Annotated in this window: 19 protein-coding genes; 12 read left to right on the top strand and 7 right to left on the bottom strand. The window is 63.1% G+C overall.

Going from position 1 to position 16,008, the window contains the following annotated elements; all coding sequences use genetic code 11:
- Window positions 1-3: 3 nt before the first annotated feature.
- Window positions 4-447, bottom strand: coding sequence for a MarR family transcriptional regulator (locus QMA15_RS11965; protein WP_020906635.1), 444 nt, complete (start codon window positions 445-447; stop codon window positions 4-6).
- Window positions 448-480: 33 nt separating this feature from the next.
- Complete coding sequence (locus tag QMA15_RS11960; protein WP_142006047.1) at window positions 481-1,044, bottom strand: TetR/AcrR family transcriptional regulator; 564 nt, start codon at window positions 1,042-1,044, stop codon at window positions 481-483.
- Window positions 1,045-1,107: 63 nt separating this feature from the next.
- Here QMA15_RS11960 and QMA15_RS11955 point away from each other — a divergent pair, with 63 nt between their 5' ends.
- Entirely contained in the window at window positions 1,108-1,788 is a 681-nt protein-coding gene (locus QMA15_RS11955; RefSeq protein WP_142006049.1) for a lysophospholipid acyltransferase family protein, read from the top strand.
- A gap of 49 nt (window positions 1,789-1,837) precedes the next feature.
- Window positions 1,838-2,551: a lysoplasmalogenase gene (locus QMA15_RS11950; protein WP_021343244.1), complete on the top strand. Its 714-nt coding sequence runs from the start codon at window positions 1,838-1,840 to the stop codon at window positions 2,549-2,551.
- A gap of 4 nt (window positions 2,552-2,555) precedes the next feature.
- Here QMA15_RS11950 and QMA15_RS11945 read toward each other — a convergent pair whose 3' ends face one another.
- The gene (locus QMA15_RS11945) at window positions 2,556-2,999 is read right to left on the bottom strand and encodes a hypothetical protein (protein WP_060939132.1); all 444 of its coding nucleotides are present in this window, start codon (window positions 2,997-2,999) and stop codon (window positions 2,556-2,558) included.
- A 34-nt stretch (window positions 3,000-3,033) separates the two neighbouring features.
- Here QMA15_RS11945 and QMA15_RS11940 point away from each other — a divergent pair, with 34 nt between their 5' ends.
- The 5 genes from QMA15_RS11940 to QMA15_RS11920 all read left to right on the top strand — a co-directional run bounded on the left by QMA15_RS11940 (window position 3,034) and on the right by QMA15_RS11920 (window position 7,073).
- Window positions 3,034-3,816: an SDR family oxidoreductase gene (locus QMA15_RS11940; RefSeq protein ID WP_020906638.1), complete on the top strand. Its 783-nt coding sequence runs from the start codon at window positions 3,034-3,036 to the stop codon at window positions 3,814-3,816.
- Window positions 3,817-3,883: 67 nt separating this feature from the next.
- On the top strand, window positions 3,884-4,483 hold the full coding sequence (locus tag QMA15_RS11935; protein WP_279163270.1) for a DUF6636 domain-containing protein: 600 nt from the start codon (window positions 3,884-3,886) through the stop codon (window positions 4,481-4,483).
- Entirely contained in the window at window positions 4,483-5,175 is a 693-nt protein-coding gene (locus QMA15_RS11930) for a TrmH family RNA methyltransferase (RefSeq protein WP_279163269.1), read from the top strand. The genes QMA15_RS11935 and QMA15_RS11930 overlap by 1 nt, the downstream gene beginning before the upstream one ends.
- Window positions 5,176-5,232: 57 nt before the next feature.
- A complete protein-coding gene (locus tag QMA15_RS11925; RefSeq protein ID WP_019749443.1) occupies window positions 5,233-6,354 on the top strand; it encodes a glycoside hydrolase family 76 protein in 1,122 nt (373 codons plus the stop codon).
- A gap of 11 nt (window positions 6,355-6,365) precedes the next feature.
- Window positions 6,366-7,073 carry an alpha/beta hydrolase gene (locus tag QMA15_RS11920; RefSeq protein WP_020968806.1) on the top strand — a complete coding sequence of 236 codons (708 nt, stop codon included), beginning with the start codon at window positions 6,366-6,368 and terminating at the stop codon, window positions 7,071-7,073.
- Here QMA15_RS11920 and QMA15_RS11915 read toward each other — a convergent pair.
- A complete protein-coding gene (locus tag QMA15_RS11915) occupies window positions 7,036-8,034 on the bottom strand; it encodes a GNAT family N-acetyltransferase (protein WP_279163268.1) in 999 nt (332 codons plus the stop codon). The genes QMA15_RS11920 and QMA15_RS11915 overlap by 38 nt on opposite strands.
- A gap of 91 nt (window positions 8,035-8,125) precedes the next feature.
- Between QMA15_RS11915 and QMA15_RS11910 the strand changes: the two genes are divergently transcribed.
- Together QMA15_RS11910 and QMA15_RS11905 are read left to right on the top strand one after the other, a co-directional pair.
- Window positions 8,126-9,478: an LLM class flavin-dependent oxidoreductase gene (locus QMA15_RS11910; RefSeq protein WP_007726771.1), complete on the top strand. Its 1,353-nt coding sequence runs from the start codon at window positions 8,126-8,128 to the stop codon at window positions 9,476-9,478.
- 44 nt (window positions 9,479-9,522) lie between these two features.
- Window positions 9,523-10,650 (top strand): GTP-binding protein, encoded by a 1,128-nt coding sequence (locus tag QMA15_RS11905; RefSeq protein WP_029254750.1) that lies wholly within the window; start codon window positions 9,523-9,525, stop codon window positions 10,648-10,650.
- A gap of 11 nt (window positions 10,651-10,661) precedes the next feature.
- Here the strand turns inward: QMA15_RS11905 and QMA15_RS11900 are convergent, their stop codons facing one another.
- Both QMA15_RS11900 and QMA15_RS11895 read right to left on the bottom strand, forming a co-directional pair.
- Window positions 10,662-11,324 carry a DedA family protein gene (locus QMA15_RS11900; protein WP_019749448.1) on the bottom strand — a complete coding sequence of 221 codons (663 nt, stop codon included), beginning with the start codon at window positions 11,322-11,324 and terminating at the stop codon, window positions 10,662-10,664.
- A 29-nt stretch (window positions 11,325-11,353) separates the two neighbouring features.
- Window positions 11,354-12,091 carry a VTT domain-containing protein gene (locus tag QMA15_RS11895; protein WP_029254751.1) on the bottom strand — a complete coding sequence of 246 codons (738 nt, stop codon included), beginning with the start codon at window positions 12,089-12,091 and terminating at the stop codon, window positions 11,354-11,356.
- 180 nt (window positions 12,092-12,271) lie between these two features.
- Here QMA15_RS11895 and fbaA point away from each other — a divergent pair, with 180 nt between their 5' ends.
- A complete protein-coding gene (gene fbaA, locus QMA15_RS11890; RefSeq protein WP_021343256.1) occupies window positions 12,272-13,309 on the top strand; it encodes a class II fructose-bisphosphate aldolase in 1,038 nt (345 codons plus the stop codon).
- A 79-nt stretch (window positions 13,310-13,388) separates the two neighbouring features.
- Here the strand turns inward: fbaA and QMA15_RS11885 are convergent, their stop codons facing one another.
- The gene (locus tag QMA15_RS11885) at window positions 13,389-14,291 is read right to left on the bottom strand and encodes a nuclear transport factor 2 family protein (protein WP_197940712.1); all 903 of its coding nucleotides are present in this window, start codon (window positions 14,289-14,291) and stop codon (window positions 13,389-13,391) included.
- 125 nt (window positions 14,292-14,416) lie between these two features.
- Between QMA15_RS11885 and QMA15_RS11880 the strand changes: the two genes are divergently transcribed.
- Window positions 14,417-14,833 carry a DUF3151 domain-containing protein gene (locus tag QMA15_RS11880; RefSeq protein ID WP_003944361.1) on the top strand — a complete coding sequence of 139 codons (417 nt, stop codon included), beginning with the start codon at window positions 14,417-14,419 and terminating at the stop codon, window positions 14,831-14,833.
- Window positions 14,820-15,965: an FUSC family protein gene (locus QMA15_RS11875; protein WP_019749453.1), complete on the top strand. Its 1,146-nt coding sequence runs from the start codon at window positions 14,820-14,822 to the stop codon at window positions 15,963-15,965. The genes QMA15_RS11880 and QMA15_RS11875 overlap by 14 nt, the downstream gene beginning before the upstream one ends.
- Window positions 15,966-16,008: the final 43 nt, after the last annotated feature.

Below are 16,008 nucleotides of genomic sequence, written 5' to 3'. Positions count from 1 at the left end.
ATTTCAGCTGGGGTCGGAAGTCTTGATGATGGACCGCAATTCGGCCAATCCGTCGGCCAGTTTCTTGATCTGCTCGGGCCCGAGTTCGACGAAGTGGGGGACTAGAGCGTCGGCGATCTCGTTTCGGCCGTCGTTCAGGATCTTTCGACCCTTCTCGGTCATGGCCACGCGCACTGCGCGGGCGTCCTCCGGGTCGGCGCGGCGTTCGACGTAACCGTTCTCGCCGAGTTTGCGCAGTAGGGCAGTGGCAGAGGGCTGCGAGCTTCTGTCGAGTCGAGCGAAATCGCTGATCCGCATTTCGCCGTATTCCTCGAGGAGCGAGAGCGCGCGCAGCCAGGCGCGTGGGTACTGATCGGACGCGAAAGAACCTGCCAGCTTCGCGAAGCGGTGCGTGTTGCTCACGAGGTCGACGAGTAGTTCGTGCAGTTGCTGCTCTTCATCTGTCACGAAAAATATTATTGCATAGGGTAACTATGTAAATCAACGAGTCCGTAAAAGGTGGTCCGTGACACTCGTGGTGATCAGTGCCGCGATGTCGAGGCCGGGTGCAACGAGCGCGAGGCTTCGATTTGCCGCCAGCACTGCGATGCCGTGGGTTCCGGTCCAGATGGTCACTGCAGAAGTGGTGGGATCGGACGCGTCGGCCTCTTCGGTCAAGGCTTGCAGGGCGGCGAAGAGCGGGAGTGAAGACTCTCGGAGGTTGCTGCCGGTGGCTTCGAGGAGGTCGTGGCGAAACATCAACTCGAACATCGCCGGCCGCTCCTGGGCGAATGACACGTATTCGATTGCTGCCGAGATCAATCGGCTACGAGCGGGTTGTTTGCCGACAAGTGCCGGTTGGAGTCTTTCGGTGAGATCGCGCAGGCCGTGTGAGGCAATTGCGGCAAGCAGGCTGTTGTGGGTCGGAAAGTATCTCCGCGGGGCGCCGTGCGACACGCCCGCCCGACGCGCGATCTCCCGTAGCGTCAGTTCTGTGGCGCCGTCGGCATCGAGAATCTCGACGCCGGTGGCGACGAGTGTTTCGCGAAGGCTGCTGACAGTCATGGAAGACAGTGTCTACTATTCTCGTCGTAGACACTGTCTACTAGACGGAAAAGGTGATGCCCTGTGCTCTATTGGCTGTTCAAATACGTTCTGATCGGCCCGGTCCTCTGGCTGTTCGGGCGGCCGACGATCGAGGGGCAGCACCACATCCCCAAGAAAGGGCCGGTGATTCTCGCCGGAAACCATCGGGCAGTCGTCGACTCGTTCTTCCTGGTCCTCATGGTGCGCCGACGCATCACCTTCGTCGCGAAGAGTGAATATTTCACCGGGACCGGTGTGAAGGGCGCGATGCAGCGCTGGTTCTTCGGTGGGGCGGGTCAGGTGCCGATCGACCGTAGCGGCGCCGATGCCTCCCGTGCGGCATTGGACACGGCCATCGGAATTCTCGACAAAGGCGGCGTCTGGGGGATCTATCCCGAGGGAACTCGATCGCCCGACGGATGCCTGTACAAGGGAAAGACCGGAGCGATTCGTGTCGCCTTGGAAACCGGGGCGCCGGTCATTCCCGTCGTCGTGCACGGCGGCGACGCAGTCAACCCGCCGGGTACGCGGATGTGGCGCTTCAGCAAGGTCCGGATCACGGTAGGGGAGCCGATCGACTTCTCTCGGTACCGCGAACTTCGTGGCTACCAGGCCGTCGTGCGCGCGGCGACGGATGAATTGATGGCAGTGCTCTGTGACCAGTCGGGGCAGGAATACGTCGATGTCTACGGCGCGGACGCCAAATCCGGCGATGCTGCCTGAGTGACCCAGTACGGTCGCTGTTGGACGTGTAACCAACAGGAGGATTGTGATGGCGGGCAAGTGGGGCATCGAGCACGCAGTTTTTGCGGCGGCGACGGCAGCGACGGTGGTTGGGGCAGTGGTCGGTAACGAGCGGGTTCAGCAGATCGCCAAGCCGCTGATTGCACCTGCCTTGGCCGCCCGAGTGCTGCGCAAGCGTTCGGAGACGGAAACTGCCGATACCGCACTGCTTCTGGCCGGCCTCGCCGCCGCGACCGTCGGCGACGTGTTCATGATCGACCCGGACAACGATGCTCGTCTGATCAAGGGCGCGTCGTCGTTCGCGGTGATGCAGGCCAGTTACTCGGCTCTTCTCCTGCGCCGCGGGGCACGGCCGACCCGTGCTGCCCTCAAACCCCGCATCAGCGGTTGGTCGACGGCGTCCGGTCTGCTCCGTGCCAAGGCACCGAGCGTGTCGACGCCGCTCACCGGATACGGATTGATGTTGGGAACCACCTCGACGTTGTCGGCGGACCCCGCTCTGGCACCGCAGTCCAAGGCCGTGCTCGACGTTGTCGTCCCGAACAAGGATCGACGCTCCTGGCTCGGATTGGGCGGAGTGCTCTTCACCGCGTCCGACGGGCTGATCGTGGTGCGTCGACTGTTCATCCGCGGGACCGCCGGCCGTGCCGCTGCCGAGGGTGTGATCCTGGCGTCGTACGCGGGAGCGCAACTGATGCTGGTGGAGGGCATGTTGGCGCTGGGACGCAAGAAGAGCGTCTAGTTTTTCACGGGCACAGCATGATTCGGTCTCGGTTCTTCGGGTCCACCATGACGGTGACCGTGGATCCGGGAGTGATCTTGTCTTTGAACTCGGGTCGGATCTCGTACTCGATCCGGCCCGAGTACGAATCGGAACCTGGAACCGTGAGGCGGAGTGCGAGCTTGGCCAACTCGCCGTCGACGGTTCGACGCAGGGGTGTGACCTTGTCGATTCGTGCCCACCCTTCGAGGCCGTGCTTTTCGAGCTTGCGCTCGGCGCGGGTCGGTCGATTGGCCCAGGCCATTCCGAATCCGAGTGCCGAGCCGAAAGCGGCGAGTAGCCCGCCGATCTGATAGGGCAGAGTGCCAGGTGGGGTGTGCTCGACCAGCCATCCGAGCCACACCGCGAGCACGATCAGATATCCCACCGCGATGAAACACACGGTATGTACGACGCGACGGTGATTCATCAGATTTCCTCCACATCCAGGATAGCCTGACCGGATGAGCGAACCGAACGTCTTCATCACCGGTGCTGCGGCTGGAATCGGGCGGGAGACGTCGCTGTTGTTCGCGCGCAACGGATACCGCGTCGGCGCGTTCGACATCGACGACGCCGGCCTTGCCTCGTTGAAGGCCGAGATCGACGGTTTCGGTGGGAGCGTCGTGACGGGTGTCCTGGACGTCACCGATCCGGTGGGATGGGCGCAGTGTCTGGCCGATTTTGCCGGGGAGTCCGGGCGTCTGGACATCCTGATCAACAATGCGGGCGTGCTCTCCTCGGGACGGTTCGAGGATATTTCTCTTGCGGCGCATCGCCGAATGGTCGACATCAACATCACCGGCACCCTCAACGGCACGCACACGGCTTTCCCGTACCTCCGCGATACCGTCGGCGCTCAGGTGGTCAATCTGTGCTCCGCTTCGGCGATCTACGGCCAGCCCGAACTGGCGACGTACGGTGCAACCAAGTTCGCGATCCGCGGCCTGACCGAGGCGCTCGATCTGGAATGGGCACAGCACGACATCCGTGTTCTCGCGCTCTGGCCGTTGTTCGTCCAGACCGCGATGGTCACTGGAATGGACACCGGAGCCACCAGATCGTTGGGTATCAAGCTGACTGCCACCGACGTCGCGAAGGAGCTGTGGGCGGCCACACGCGGCGCCGGACGCGTACACAAGGTTCACTACCCGGTCGGAACTCAGGCAAAGCTCTTTCTCAGTGCGTCGCGGTTCTCGCCCGCGTGGCTCTCACGGCTGATGAACAAGCGCGTCACCAGCACTTAGTCGACCACACGATAGAGTGCACTGTCGGCTGTTGCTGGGCCAAGATGACGTGTGTGGAGGTAGTCGGGTGGTTCGTGTTCGGGTGGGGTTCGTCTTGTTGGGCGTCGGGTCGGCGCTCGTGCTCGCAGGGTGCGGCGGGGAGGCGGATTCAGCGCCGACCGTAGCGGCGCAGCCAAGTTCGACCACCACTACCGCAGTGCCGACGACAACCACCACCGTCGCGCCCGTCGTCCCCACGACCACCGAACCACCGACCACGACGCTGCCACCGACGACGACGCTCACGGACGTGCAGTTCGAGCGCAACGAGTCGTACTACTTCACCACTCCCGACGGGAACTTCCAGTGCGGCATCATCAAGTTGCCCACCAGAATCGAAGCCGGGTGCGAGGGAACGACCACCCCGGTTCCGCCGCGGCCGGAGAGCTGCATGGTCAACTGGGGCAACGGCATTCGCGTAACCGACGAGGGTGACGGTGCTTTCATGTGTTCGGGCGGAGAGGTGTACACCTCGGGCGGCCCCGACGCCGATCCGGTGTTGGCGGCCGGTCAACCGCTGAGCAAACTGGGTTTCACCTGTACGACCACCGCGACAGACGTCTCGTGTGTCAACGATCAGACCACGCACGGCTTCACCGTGGCTGCAGATTCCAACGAGGTGTTCTGATGACCGAAGTCGCAGCCGACGACGTTTCCGGTGGGGCCGGTGAACCGGGACCCACCGAGTGGGGCGAGAACCCCAACGGCGTCGGGCCGTGGGCCGAGGAGCACGACACGGAACCGCCGACAGACGAGCGCTACGACTCCGTACTCCTCGCCGAGGGTGATCGTCGAAACGTCTTGGACGAGTACCGGTACTGGACGCGGGAAGCGATAGTCGAGGACATCGACTCGCGCCGTCACACGATGCATGTCGCCATTGAGAACTTCGCGCACGACGCCAATATCGGCACGGTGGTTCGCACGGCAAACGCGTTTGCTGCGGCCGCGGTCCACATCGTGGGGCGTCGGCGCTGGAATCGGCGGGGCGCCATGGTGACCGATCGATACCAACACATCGTTCACCACGCCGATATCAGCGAGCTCGTCGAGTACGCCCGTGAGAATTCACTCACGATCGTTGCCGTCGACAACACCCCGGGGTCGGTGCCGCTGGAAACGGCAAGCCTGCCGCGAGAGTGCATCCTGCTGTTCGGTCAAGAAGGGCCCGGAGTGACCGAACATGCGAAAGAGGTTGCGTCCATGACGGTCTCGATCGCGCAATTCGGGTCGACTCGCAGCATCAACGCCGGTGTCGCGGCCGGCATTGCCATGCACGCGTGGGTACGTGAGCATGCCGATCTCGCCGATTCCCGCTGATCTCGCTCGCGAATTCCGGCTAGCGCGTAGCGCCTCGACCAGACAGGATAGGTAGTTATGCAGGAAGTGTGGGCAGAGCGAGCCGATGCGGCTGAGGGCGCGATAGTCAGTCGTCACCTTCGGCGCCTGTGGGGACTGCCCCGGACAGCACTCGGCGTGGTTGCCTGGCCTGCTGTTCGGCGCGAGCGGATGTTCAAGCCGTGGCACTACTGGTGGCAAGCGCACCTGCTCGACACTGCAATCGACGCGCTCGAACGTGACCCGACGCCCAAGCGTCGTCGCCGGGTGGCGAAGGTCGCCCGCAGTGTGCGGGTCCGCAACGTCTCGGCGTGGACCAACAACTATTACGACGACATGGCGTGGCTGGGCCTCTCGCTCGAACGTGCTCAACGTATGTTCTCGGTCGATCACCGGACCGCGGTCCAGGCGCTCGAATCGCAACTCTTCGATTCGTGGTCCCCGGCCGACGGCGGCGGTATTCCGTGGTGCAAAGGTTCCGATTTCTACAACACCCCGGCAAACGGACCCGCCGGAATCATGCTGGCGCGCACCGGAAAACTCTGGCGCGCGCAGGCAACGGCCGACTGGATCGACGAGACGCTGCGGGATCCGGACTCCGGACTGATCTTCGACGGCATCCGCCGCGATGGCACCCTCGAGCGCGCGATCTATTCGTACTGTCAGGGCGTCACGCTGGGGTTGGAAACCGAGTTGTCGACGCGATTGGGCGAGCCGCGCCACCGCGAGCGAGTCCACAAACTCGTCGACGCGGTGTACGACGGAATGACCGAGTACGGAGTCATCACGGGCGGTGGCGGAGGCGACGGCGGGCTGTTCAACGCAATCCTGGCTCGCTACCTGGCGTTCGTGGTGGTGAACCTGTCCTGGGAGACTCACGAGGACCTGCGAGCGCGCGAACTCGCAGCGCAGATCGTTCTGTCCTCCGCGGAAGCGGCCTGGAACAACAGACTGCAGATCGAAGGTCTGCCGCTGTTCGGGCACGACTGGACCAAGGATGCTCAGTTGCCGAGTCTGTCCGGCGACATTGCCACCTTCGCCGCCGGAACCGTGCGCTCGTCGAGCGTGCCCGAGCGAGACCTCTCGGTGCAGGTAGGTGGGTGGATGCTCATGGAGGCGGCATTTGTCGTCTCGGCGGCTGGATACCCGCGTAAGCGTTAGGCTTTTCCCTCATGGAATCCCGGCACGTGGTCGACACGGACGGCGTACGTCTTCACATCGATGTCGGTGGGGCAGGGGCGGACGTTCTGGTTCTCTCCGGCGGCCCGGGATGCGTTCACTATCTTGCTCACGACGAGCTGGTTCCGGAAGGAATGCGCGCGTGGTGCCCTGAGCCACGCGGAGTCGGCCGGTCCGGTGGCGGCGCTCATACGATGGCGCAGGCGGTTGCGGACCTCGAACTCGTCCGACGCACGTTCGAGATCGACAGCTGGGTCGTGTTGGGGCACTCGTGGGGATCCGACTTGGCGGTGCGGTACGCACTCGACTGTCCGGAATCGGTGTCCGGCGTCGTCGGCATCGCGGGGCACGGCCTCCACAAAGACCGGACCTGGTCGAAGCAGTACGAAGCGGGAATCGAGCCGGACCCGCAGATACCTTGGGAACCTGTTGTCTGGCAATCGCTTCAAGAATCGTTCATCGAATGGATCCATGAACCACAGCTGTTTCGGCAGTTGGCCGACTCACCCGTGCCCATGACATTTCTCGCGGCGGCCGACGATATTCGCCCGTCGTGGCCGTTGCAGCAACTGGCCGAGCTCGTGCCTAACGGTAGTTTCGAGGTCGTCGACGGTGTCGCGCACAACTTCTGGCAGTCTCACCCGCTCCTGTGGAGGAAGATCGTCACCGAGGCTTGTGCAACGCACTCTCGACTCTCCTGATCTCCACCAGGATCCGCTCCGCAACGGTCTGGTATCCCAGGCTCCGATTGACGGTCAGCATCGGGTGATTTTCCGCGTTCACCGTTGTGTAAATTCTTCGCAGCGAGGGAAATTCAGCTGCCAACACAGACGCTTGTTGCTCCTTGACCCACCGAGCGAGACCGTGTCCGCGGTGCTGGGGAAGTACCACGGTGTCGTGCTGCGATGCGTGGGTGCTGTCATGTTCGTCCACCGTCACCACTGTCGCTGCGGCTACTTCGCCGACGCTGTCGTCGACCGCGCAGCACACCAGGAGTACTTGAGAGCCACCCGTCATCTTCTGTTCCCACGATCTGACCTCGTCGGCTCCCCAATTACGTTCGGGTATCTGCAGTTCGGCGCCCGGCGCGTCGAGGAGTCGGTTCAATGCCTCCGAGAAGGAGTGGACCAGCTCGTCCGGGGTTCGGTTGCGCCAACTGACGATTCGATAGCCGGGGCGGGCACTGTGTGCGGTGGGAGGGCTGAGGTGCTGAACCTGGTTGGCCAACCGAAGCAACACACGGTGGCCGTCGAACGATCCCAGGAAATGCTCGGCTGCGCTTCCGACGAGCGCCGTCACTCTGATTCTTCGCACGCCGAACCCGGCGATGTCGACTTCGGCGAGTTCGGCAAGCGCTCGTCCTACCCCTCGTCGCTGCGCGTGGGGTGTCACGTACATCCGAAACTCTGCGAGATCAGGTTCCGCCGAGTTGCGTCGCGCCTGGGCGATGCCGAGGACTTCGTCCGTTCCGCCGTCGCGTGCGATCCAACGCCACACATCGACTGAACCGTCCTCGGCCTCGATCATTTCCATCAGGGCCGTCGCTGTCGGCGCAGTTCCGGACAGGTGACGCTGGCCTTCGGCGAAGACCTCACACCACTGGTGAAGAACCGATGCTGTCGATCCGGACGGTACGAACTCGGCTACAACTACGCGGCTCACCCATGTGACGATACCGAGCTGCCAACCCCGAGTTGGAATCACGCGAACCCTAACCCTGTCGGACTGCGGCGGCAGTTGCCAGCATTCAGGCATGTCTGATTCTCCGCGCCAACTGAGCCTCAACGCGTTCATCCACCCCGCCGGTCATCACGAAGCGGCGTGGCGTCATCCGTGGACAACACCGGAACGTCTGTTCGACGTCACGTATTTCCAGGAGATCGCTCGCACTGCTGAGGCGGCGAAGTTCGACGGAATCTTCTTCGCCGACGGTCCCGCGTTGCGCAGCGACGTCGAGCACGGTCCCGCAGGAACGTTGGAGCCGATCACCTTGTTGACGGCCATTGCAGTGGCAACCGAGCGGATCGGATTGATCGCGACGGCGTCGACCACGTACTACGAGCCGTACAACCTGGCTCGGCTGTTCGCCTCGCTCGACCACATCTCGAACGGACGTGCTGGGTGGAACATCGTCACCACGGGTACGGATCTGGCTGCCGCCAACTTCGGGCTGGCCAAGCATCCGGACCACGGCGACCGGTATTCGCGTGCAAGGGAATTCGTCGACGCGGTGGTGCGGTTGTGGGACAGCTGGGAGGACGACGCGATCAGTCTGGACCGGGAGAACGGAATCTACGCGGACAGAAACAAGATTCACGAGATCAACTACGTCGGCCGGCATCTTCGGGTGCGGGGACCGTTCAACGCACCGCGAACGCCGCAGGGATACCCGGTGCTGGTGCAGGCCGGGGCGTCCAACGACGGTCGCGCGTTTGCCGGTCAGTATGCGGAGGCGATTTTCACAGCGCACCAGAGACTTTCCGATGCGCAGGCGTTCTACACCGACATCAAGTCGAGGGCTGCTCAGTTCGGGCGCAACCCCGATCATGTCAAGATTCTGCCCGGAATCAGCCCGTTCATCGGTGACACCGAGGAACAAGCCAAGGCGCTCGAGCGAGAATTTAACGAGTTGACCTCGCCGGAGTACGGGCTCGCGCAGCTCGGTGCACTCACCGGGACCGATGTTCGGAATCTGGAACTGGATGCACCGGTTCCTGTCGAATTGTTCGCGGCGGCAGGTGATGTCACCGACAACAAGCAAAGCAGATTGCAGGTGATCGCCGGCATAGTCGAGCGTGAGCGTCCGACGGTTCGGGGCCTGCTTCATCGTTTGGCGGGTGCGCGCGGACACCGGGTGTTCGCCGGAACCGCCGAGCAGGTGGCTGACACGATCGAGGAATGGTTCACCAGCGGTGCTGCTGACGGATTCAACGTCATGCCGCCGTACTACCCGGGTGGACTCGAAATCTTCACCGAGCGTGTGGTCCCGATCCTGCAGGATCGCGGTCTGTTCCGCACCGAATACACGGGTACGACGCTTCGTGATCATTTCGGGTTGCCGAGGCCCGAGAGCCAGTTCTCGGGTAGTGCGTCTGCAGTGCAGTAGGCCCGCCTCCCGTTGTCGATAATGACAATGGTTACCATTAAGGAATGAAGCAGCTACCGGTAACCGTGCTGTCCGGATTTCTGGGCGCAGGCAAGACCACACTCCTCAACCACATCCTCGCCAATCGAGACGGCCGTCGGGTCGCCGTCATCGTCAACGACATGAGCGAGATCAACATCGACGCGGCGCTCGTCGCGGGCCAGGGCCACCTCGATCGCACGGAGGAGAAGTTGGTCGAGCTCACCAACGGATGCATCTGCTGCACGCTGCGTGAGGATCTGATCGACGCCGTCGGCGCGCTGGCCCGAGAGGGGCGATTCGATCAGTTGGTGATCGAATCCACCGGCATCTCCGAACCGATGCCGGTGGCGGCCACCTTCGACTGGGAATTCGAGGACGGCTTCAGCCTCGGCTCGCTCGCGAAGCTCGACACGATGGTGACCGTGGTGGACGCGTCGACCTTCCTCGGCGAGCTGGCAAAAGGCGAGCGACTGGACGAGCGCAACCTCGAAGCCGGGGAGGGGGACGGACGCAGCATCTCCGATCTCCTGGTTGATCAGGTGGAGTTCGCCGACGTCATCTTGCTGAACAAAACCGACTTGGTGAGTCCGCGGGCGGCGGGAACCGTCGAGGCGACGCTTCGAAGGCTCAACCCCACTGCTCAGCTGATTCGGACCGACCACGGAAAAGTCACCCTCGATCGCGTCCTCGAAACCGGTCTCTACAACCCGGAACTGGCTGCGCAAGTACCCGGTTGGGACGAGGAGCTGGCCGGCGGGCACACCCCGGAAACCGAGGAGTACGGAATACGCAGCGTCACGTATCGAGCCTCGCGACCCTTTCATCCGGCGCGACTCGAGGCTGCGCTCGGTCAGTTCGCGGGACTCTTGCGAAGCAAAGGCTTCTGCTGGATCGCCAGTAGGCCCGAGTTCGCCGCTATCTGGTCGCAGGCAGGCCCCAACCTCGTCATCGAACCGGCGCAACTGTGGGCGTCGGCAGCGGAGGTGCCAGGGCAGGAGATCGTGTTCATCGGAGTGAAACTCGACCCGGCGACGCCGTCGCGAATCCTCGATCCGGCTCTGCTGACCGATGACGAACTACGCGAAGGACCGCGGGTCTGGATTCGCTACGACGACCCGCTTCCGGCGTGGGACCAGAGCCACCTGCACTGAGCAGACAGCTTCTAGTCGAGGACTTCTTCTACCTCGACGTCTTCGGCCGGTCGGGCCATTTCCTTGCGGTACTGCCAGATTCCCAAAGCGGTGCCGATGACCAAGCTGACCATCATCACGATCAGCACGGCGGGCAGCAACCACGGAACGCGATCGAGGAACGAGCCACCGTAGAAACCGAGCAGCAGGAGTACCGGTGCCCAGATGATCGCGCCGATGGTGCTCGCGATGGTGTAGCGCGTGTGGTTCATCTTGGCTGCGCCTGCGACCATCGGGCACAGGGTGCGAACCCACGGAACCCAGCGGGCGATCAGGACGGCCCAGAACCCGTGTCTCTCCAACAGGATGTTGACGCGGTGCAGATTCTTCTCGGTGAAGTACTTGCCGCCCTTACGGGCTTTGATGTGGTTGCCCGTCCGGTGGCCGATGACGTACCCGACCTGGTTGCCGGCAATGGCAGCGATCATCGCGCCCACCGACAGCGCCCACACGTGGCCTGCACCGGATTCGTGACCGGCAAGCACGATTCCGGCTGTGATCAGCAGCGAGTCACCAGGGAGAAACAACCCGAGGATGATCGCGCACTCGATGAAGACGAACGTGACGACGATAATCCAGACCAACAGGGGCCCGGCAGTCTCGAGTGGGGAGAAACTGCCGGATGCGAGCGTCATCGTGGTCAGTTCTTCGCCTCGTTCTGCAATCAGGGGGTGGGGTCTTCGGGGACTGTCACCGTCGAATTGTCCGTAGTGGAAGTATTCGCCGATTCACCACGTCTCGACGCCAGAATTCGCTTTCCGATTTCGAAGACGATCGGCAGAACCGACACCAGGACGATCAAGATGAAGATGTAGTCGACATTGTCGCGGATGAATTCGATCTGCCCCAGGAGGTAGCCGAGCAAAGTCACACCGGCACCCCACAGGATGCCGCCGACGATGTTGTAGGTCAGGAACAGTGAGTACTTCATCTTCGAGGCGCCCGCGACAACCGGTGCAAAAGTACGCACGATCGGCACGAACCTCGCCAGGATAATGGTGATCGGGCCGTGCTTTTCGAAGAAGGCATGCGACTCGTCGATGTACTTCTTCTTGAAGAACCGCGCGTCGTCCGTCTTGAACAGGGCAGTTCCGCCCTTGGCGCCGATGTAGAACCCGACTTGGTCACCCAGAATCGCGGCGATCGGAATCGTCACCAGGAGCACCCACAGCGGCGCGAACGGTTCGATCTCGGTGGACTTGGAAGCCGCGATCAGCCCTGCGGTGAAGAGCAGAGAATCGCCGGGCAAGAGCGGAAACAGCAGCCCTGATTCGATGAAGACCACCAGAAGCAGTCCCACCAGAACCCACGTTCCGAAGGAATTCAAGAGGTTCACGGGATCGAGGAAGCCAGGCAGCAAGGCCAGGTTCGTCACGGATTCAGTTGCTGCCTGCACATTCACGGGGGCCAGAGTACCGGCCGAATCTGAGTGTTTCCCACCACCGCAGGTCATCGCGTCGGTGGCGGCGGCCGAGACCGCAAAGAGACGTGACGAGTCGGACTTGCCATACTGCTAGGACCACACGAAGCGCTTTCACATCGCCGAGCGCTCCGAACGACACGTATATGGAGGACTCCCGCCGTGCCTATCGCAACTCCCGAGGTCTATGCCGAGATGCTTGGTCGGGCCAAGGAGCATTCCTTTGCCTTCCCCGCCATCAACTGTGTCGGCTCCGAATCCATCAACGCAGCCATCAAGGGCTTCGCGGACGCCGGCAGTGACGGCATCATCCAGTTCTCGACGGGCGGCGCCGAGTTCGGTTCCGGTTTGGGCGTCAAGGACATGGTCACCGGCGCTGTTGCGCTCGCCGAGTTCGCACACGTGATCGCGGCAAAGTACGACGTCACCATCGCGCTGCACACCGACCACTGCCCGAAGGACAAGCTGGACACCTACGTGCGTCCGCTGCTCGCGATCTCGCAGGAGCGCGTCGACGCCGGTCGTAACCCGCTGTTCCAGTCGCACATGTGGGACGGCTCGGCTATCCCGATCGACGAGAACCTGGCAATCGCCAAGGAACTGCTCGCCCTCTCCAAGGCTGCACGCATCATCCTCGAGGTCGAGATCGGTGTCGTCGGCGGCGAAGAAGACGGCGTCGAGGCCGAGATCAACGACAAGCTCTACACCTCGAGTGAAGACTTCGAGAAGACGGTCGATGCTCTGGGCATCGGCGAACAGGGCAAGTACCTGCTCGCAGCCACCTTCGGCAACGTCCACGGCGTCTACAAGCCGGGCAACGTCAAGCTCAAGCCCGAGGTTCTCGAAGAGGGCCAGAAGGTCGCCGCTGCCAAGCTCGGCCTGGCCGCAGGCTCGCAGCCCTTCGATTTCGTCTTCCACGGTGGATCGGGATCGCTGAAGTCCGAGATCGAGGATTCGCTGAACTTCGGCGTCGTCAAGATGAACGTCGACACCGACACCCAGTACGCGTTCTCCCGTCCGATCGCCGGACACTTCTTCTCCAACTACGACGGCGTCCTCAAGATCGACGGCGAGGTCGGAAACAAGAAGGCATACGACCCGCGCAGCTACCTCAAGAAGGCCGAAGCAGGCATGACGGCTCGCGTCGTCGAGGCGTGCAACGACCTGAAGTCGGCCGGACGCTCGGTGTCCGCAGGCTGATCGGCTTCACAACTCAGCTTCACAGAACAAAATGCGCGCCGACGAATTTCTCGTCGGCGCGCATTTTCTGTTCAGGTGCTTACTTGCTGGGATCGCAGACTTTCCACGTGCCGTCCTGGCGCTCGAGGTCGAACGTGCGCCACGACTGTTCGCCGGTGCTCGGCAAACTTGCCTGGACCTGAGCGATCGCGGTGTCGTCGGTGATGCGCACCGCATCGACGGCTCCGACCTGCGGGATCGTCTTCTGAGCGACGGCATTGTCGTGGACCTGAGCGAACGCCGCGTCCGGAATGGTGCGGTAGTACTCGCCCAGCGCGCCACATGTCGACGTTCGCAGAGTCGCCAGATCGCCGGTCTGAAGAGCATCGACGTACGTCGAGATGGCGGTCTGAACCTGGGCTTCAGGTGAGCTTTCGCCGCTACCGCTGTTGGACGAGACGAAGACTGCGATGCCGATTGCCGCGAGGACGGCGACGCCGGCCGCTGCTGCCGCGATGTACCAGCCCTTGCCGCTGCGCTTGGCTTTTTCCGGCGCGGCAGGCTCGATGCGAGTCGGCATCGGCTGGGCCGGCGGTGGGGTCGCTGCGACACCCACACGTTGAGGTGCGGCGCGCTGCTGCGGTTGAGGCGCGGAGCGCTGTGGCGGTGGCGGCGGGGTTGGAGCTTGCCGGGGTGGCGGTGTCGGCTGCGCGGCTTTCGGAATCGCGACGGTGGCGGGCTCCGGCTTGGGCTGGGGTGTCGGTGCTGCTGCTGGTGTTGCTGTGGGTGGTGTTGCTGTGGGTGCCTGCGTTGCCTTGGGGATCGCGACGGTTGGCGCGCTGGCGGCTTTGGCGTCGCCGCCCGCATTCGAGTTCTTGTCCGCCTTCGAGTTCTTGTCTGCCTTCTGGATCGCCACAGTCGCAGGTTCGGTCGGGGCCGACTTCTCGGGCGCACCGTTCGGGGCTGCGCTCTTTTTCGAGTTGTCGTCTTTCGAGTCCGGCACGGGTAACCCTTCGGTCTTATGCGGCAATGACCATGTCAGGGTAACGACCGGTATGTACCGGGCATAACTCCGACCGTCGGCGAGGCGGTCCTGTGGCAGAAAGGCGTAGCGGGCACAATGAGCGCATGACCCAATTCGGTGACCTGCTCGGACCCAAGCCCACTCTGCTTCCCGGCGACGACGAGGCGGAATCGGCACTGCTCAACCACGCTGACCCGGCCCAGGTCGCGGCCGACCATCCCACTGCCTCCATCGCGTGGGCCTACCTCGCCGAGGCTGCCCTGGACAAGGGCGAAACCATCACTGCCTACGCCTACGCGCGTACCGGCTACCACCGCGGACTCGACCAACTGCGTCGTAACGGTTGGAAGGGTTTCGGTCCTGTGCCCTACAGCCATGAACCGAACCGCGGATTCCTCCGTTGCGTCGCTGTCTTGGCCAAGGCCGCGAAGACGATCGGTGAGGCCGACGAGTACGCGCGTTGCCTAGATCTGCTCGAAGACTGCGATCCCAACGCCGCCGAAGCGCTTGGCCTCGGTTAGCAGTTTCCGTCCGAGCCGGGCCGGTATCAAGGACCGTGCTCGCAAATCGGTGCGTCGGCTTCAGACGTCGGCACTACCGATCATTCAATGTGCCTTGGCGGCCGGATTGGCGTGGTGGGTTGCCACCACGGTGATCGGGCACCATGCGCCGTTCTTCGCGCCGATTGCCGCCGTGGTCTCGCTCGGTCTGTCGTTGGGCGCCCGACTACGACGTTCGTTCGAGTTGGTTGCGGGTGTCACGGTCGGTATCGGAATCGGTGACCTGATCATCTCCGGCATCGGGAGCGGACCCTGGCAGATCAGTTTGGTTGTCGTGCTGGCGATGTCCGTCGCGGTGCTACTGAACAGCGGGCCGATCTTCTCCATGCAGGCCGGAAACTCGGCCGTGCTGGTGGCGACGCTGATCCCACCGGGCGGCAGCGGCGGGCCCGATCGCATGATCGACGCCCTTGTCGGTGGTTTGGTGGGCATCGCGGTGGTCGCGATCATCCCCACGCACCCGGTACGACGCGCACGCAAGGACGCTGCATCGATCCTCGGAACAGCGTCAGAGGTACTGCAATTGGTGGCAGACGGCCTCGTCGCGAACGACCCGGACCCGATCGTGAAGGCGCTGCAGAAGGCGCGCGCAACTCAGGGTGCCATCGACGGATTGCGCAGCAACCTCCTCGGCGGGCGCGAGATCAGCCGAATCTCCCCGCTGTACTGGAACAGTCGACCGCGCCTCGAAAGGCTCATGGCGACAGCCGATCCCATCGACAACGCGATGCGCAACATTCGAGTGCTCGCGCGTCGTTCGTTGACGTTGGTCAGGGACGACGAGATCCTCGATCCGCGTCTGGTGGCTCAGGTCGAGCGCTTGTCGAAAGCCGTCGAAGTTCTCAAGGACATGATCCTGGCGGAGCCGGGGGAGCAGCCTGATCAGGCCGAGGCAGCGCGCGTCCTGCGCTCGGTGGCGAAGGAACTGAAACCGGCGATAGTCGAGAACGCAGGCCTGTCCTCGACGGTGGTGTTTGCCCAGATTCGATCGCTGGTCGTCGACCTATTGCAGGTAGCAGGCATGAAGCGCATCTCGTCGATCGCCACTCTGCCGCCCACTGTGCCGCACCCGGCGTACGAGCCGGATCACTGACCTCTGCCTTTTCCCGCTCACTGAGCAACTCATTGTATGTATG

This window comes from Rhodococcus sp. APC 3903, assembly GCF_030407755.1.
In the GTDB taxonomy this organism is placed as follows: Bacteria; Actinomycetota; Actinomycetes; order Mycobacteriales; family Mycobacteriaceae; genus Rhodococcus_F; species Rhodococcus_F erythropolis.
Note: the sequence above shows the minus strand (reverse complement) of the source record. Positions and strands in the feature narration are given on the sequence as shown.

Coding starts and splice junctions, on each gene's coding strand:
- QMA15_RS11900 (WP_019749448.1), bottom strand. CDS start 11,324: ATGACGCTCGCATCCGGCAGTTTCTCCCCACTCGAGACTGCCGGGCCC.
- QMA15_RS11945 (WP_060939132.1), bottom strand. CDS start 2,999: ATGAATCACCGTCGCGTCGTACATACCGTGTGTTTCATCGCGGTGGGA.
- QMA15_RS11950 (WP_021343244.1), top strand. CDS start 1,838: ATGGCGGGCAAGTGGGGCATCGAGCACGCAGTTTTTGCGGCGGCGACG.
- QMA15_RS11940 (WP_020906638.1), top strand. CDS start 3,034: ATGAGCGAACCGAACGTCTTCATCACCGGTGCTGCGGCTGGAATCGGG.
- QMA15_RS11905 (WP_029254750.1), top strand. CDS start 9,523: ATGAAGCAGCTACCGGTAACCGTGCTGTCCGGATTTCTGGGCGCAGGC.
- QMA15_RS11910 (WP_007726771.1), top strand. CDS start 8,126: ATGTCTGATTCTCCGCGCCAACTGAGCCTCAACGCGTTCATCCACCCC.
- QMA15_RS11920 (WP_020968806.1), top strand. CDS start 6,366: ATGGAATCCCGGCACGTGGTCGACACGGACGGCGTACGTCTTCACATC.
- QMA15_RS11930 (WP_279163269.1), top strand. CDS start 4,483: ATGACCGAAGTCGCAGCCGACGACGTTTCCGGTGGGGCCGGTGAACCG.
- QMA15_RS11960 (WP_142006047.1), bottom strand. CDS start 1,044: ATGACTGTCAGCAGCCTTCGCGAAACACTCGTCGCCACCGGCGTCGAG.
- QMA15_RS11880 (WP_003944361.1), top strand. CDS start 14,417: ATGACCCAATTCGGTGACCTGCTCGGACCCAAGCCCACTCTGCTTCCC.
- QMA15_RS11925 (WP_019749443.1), top strand. CDS start 5,233: ATGCAGGAAGTGTGGGCAGAGCGAGCCGATGCGGCTGAGGGCGCGATA.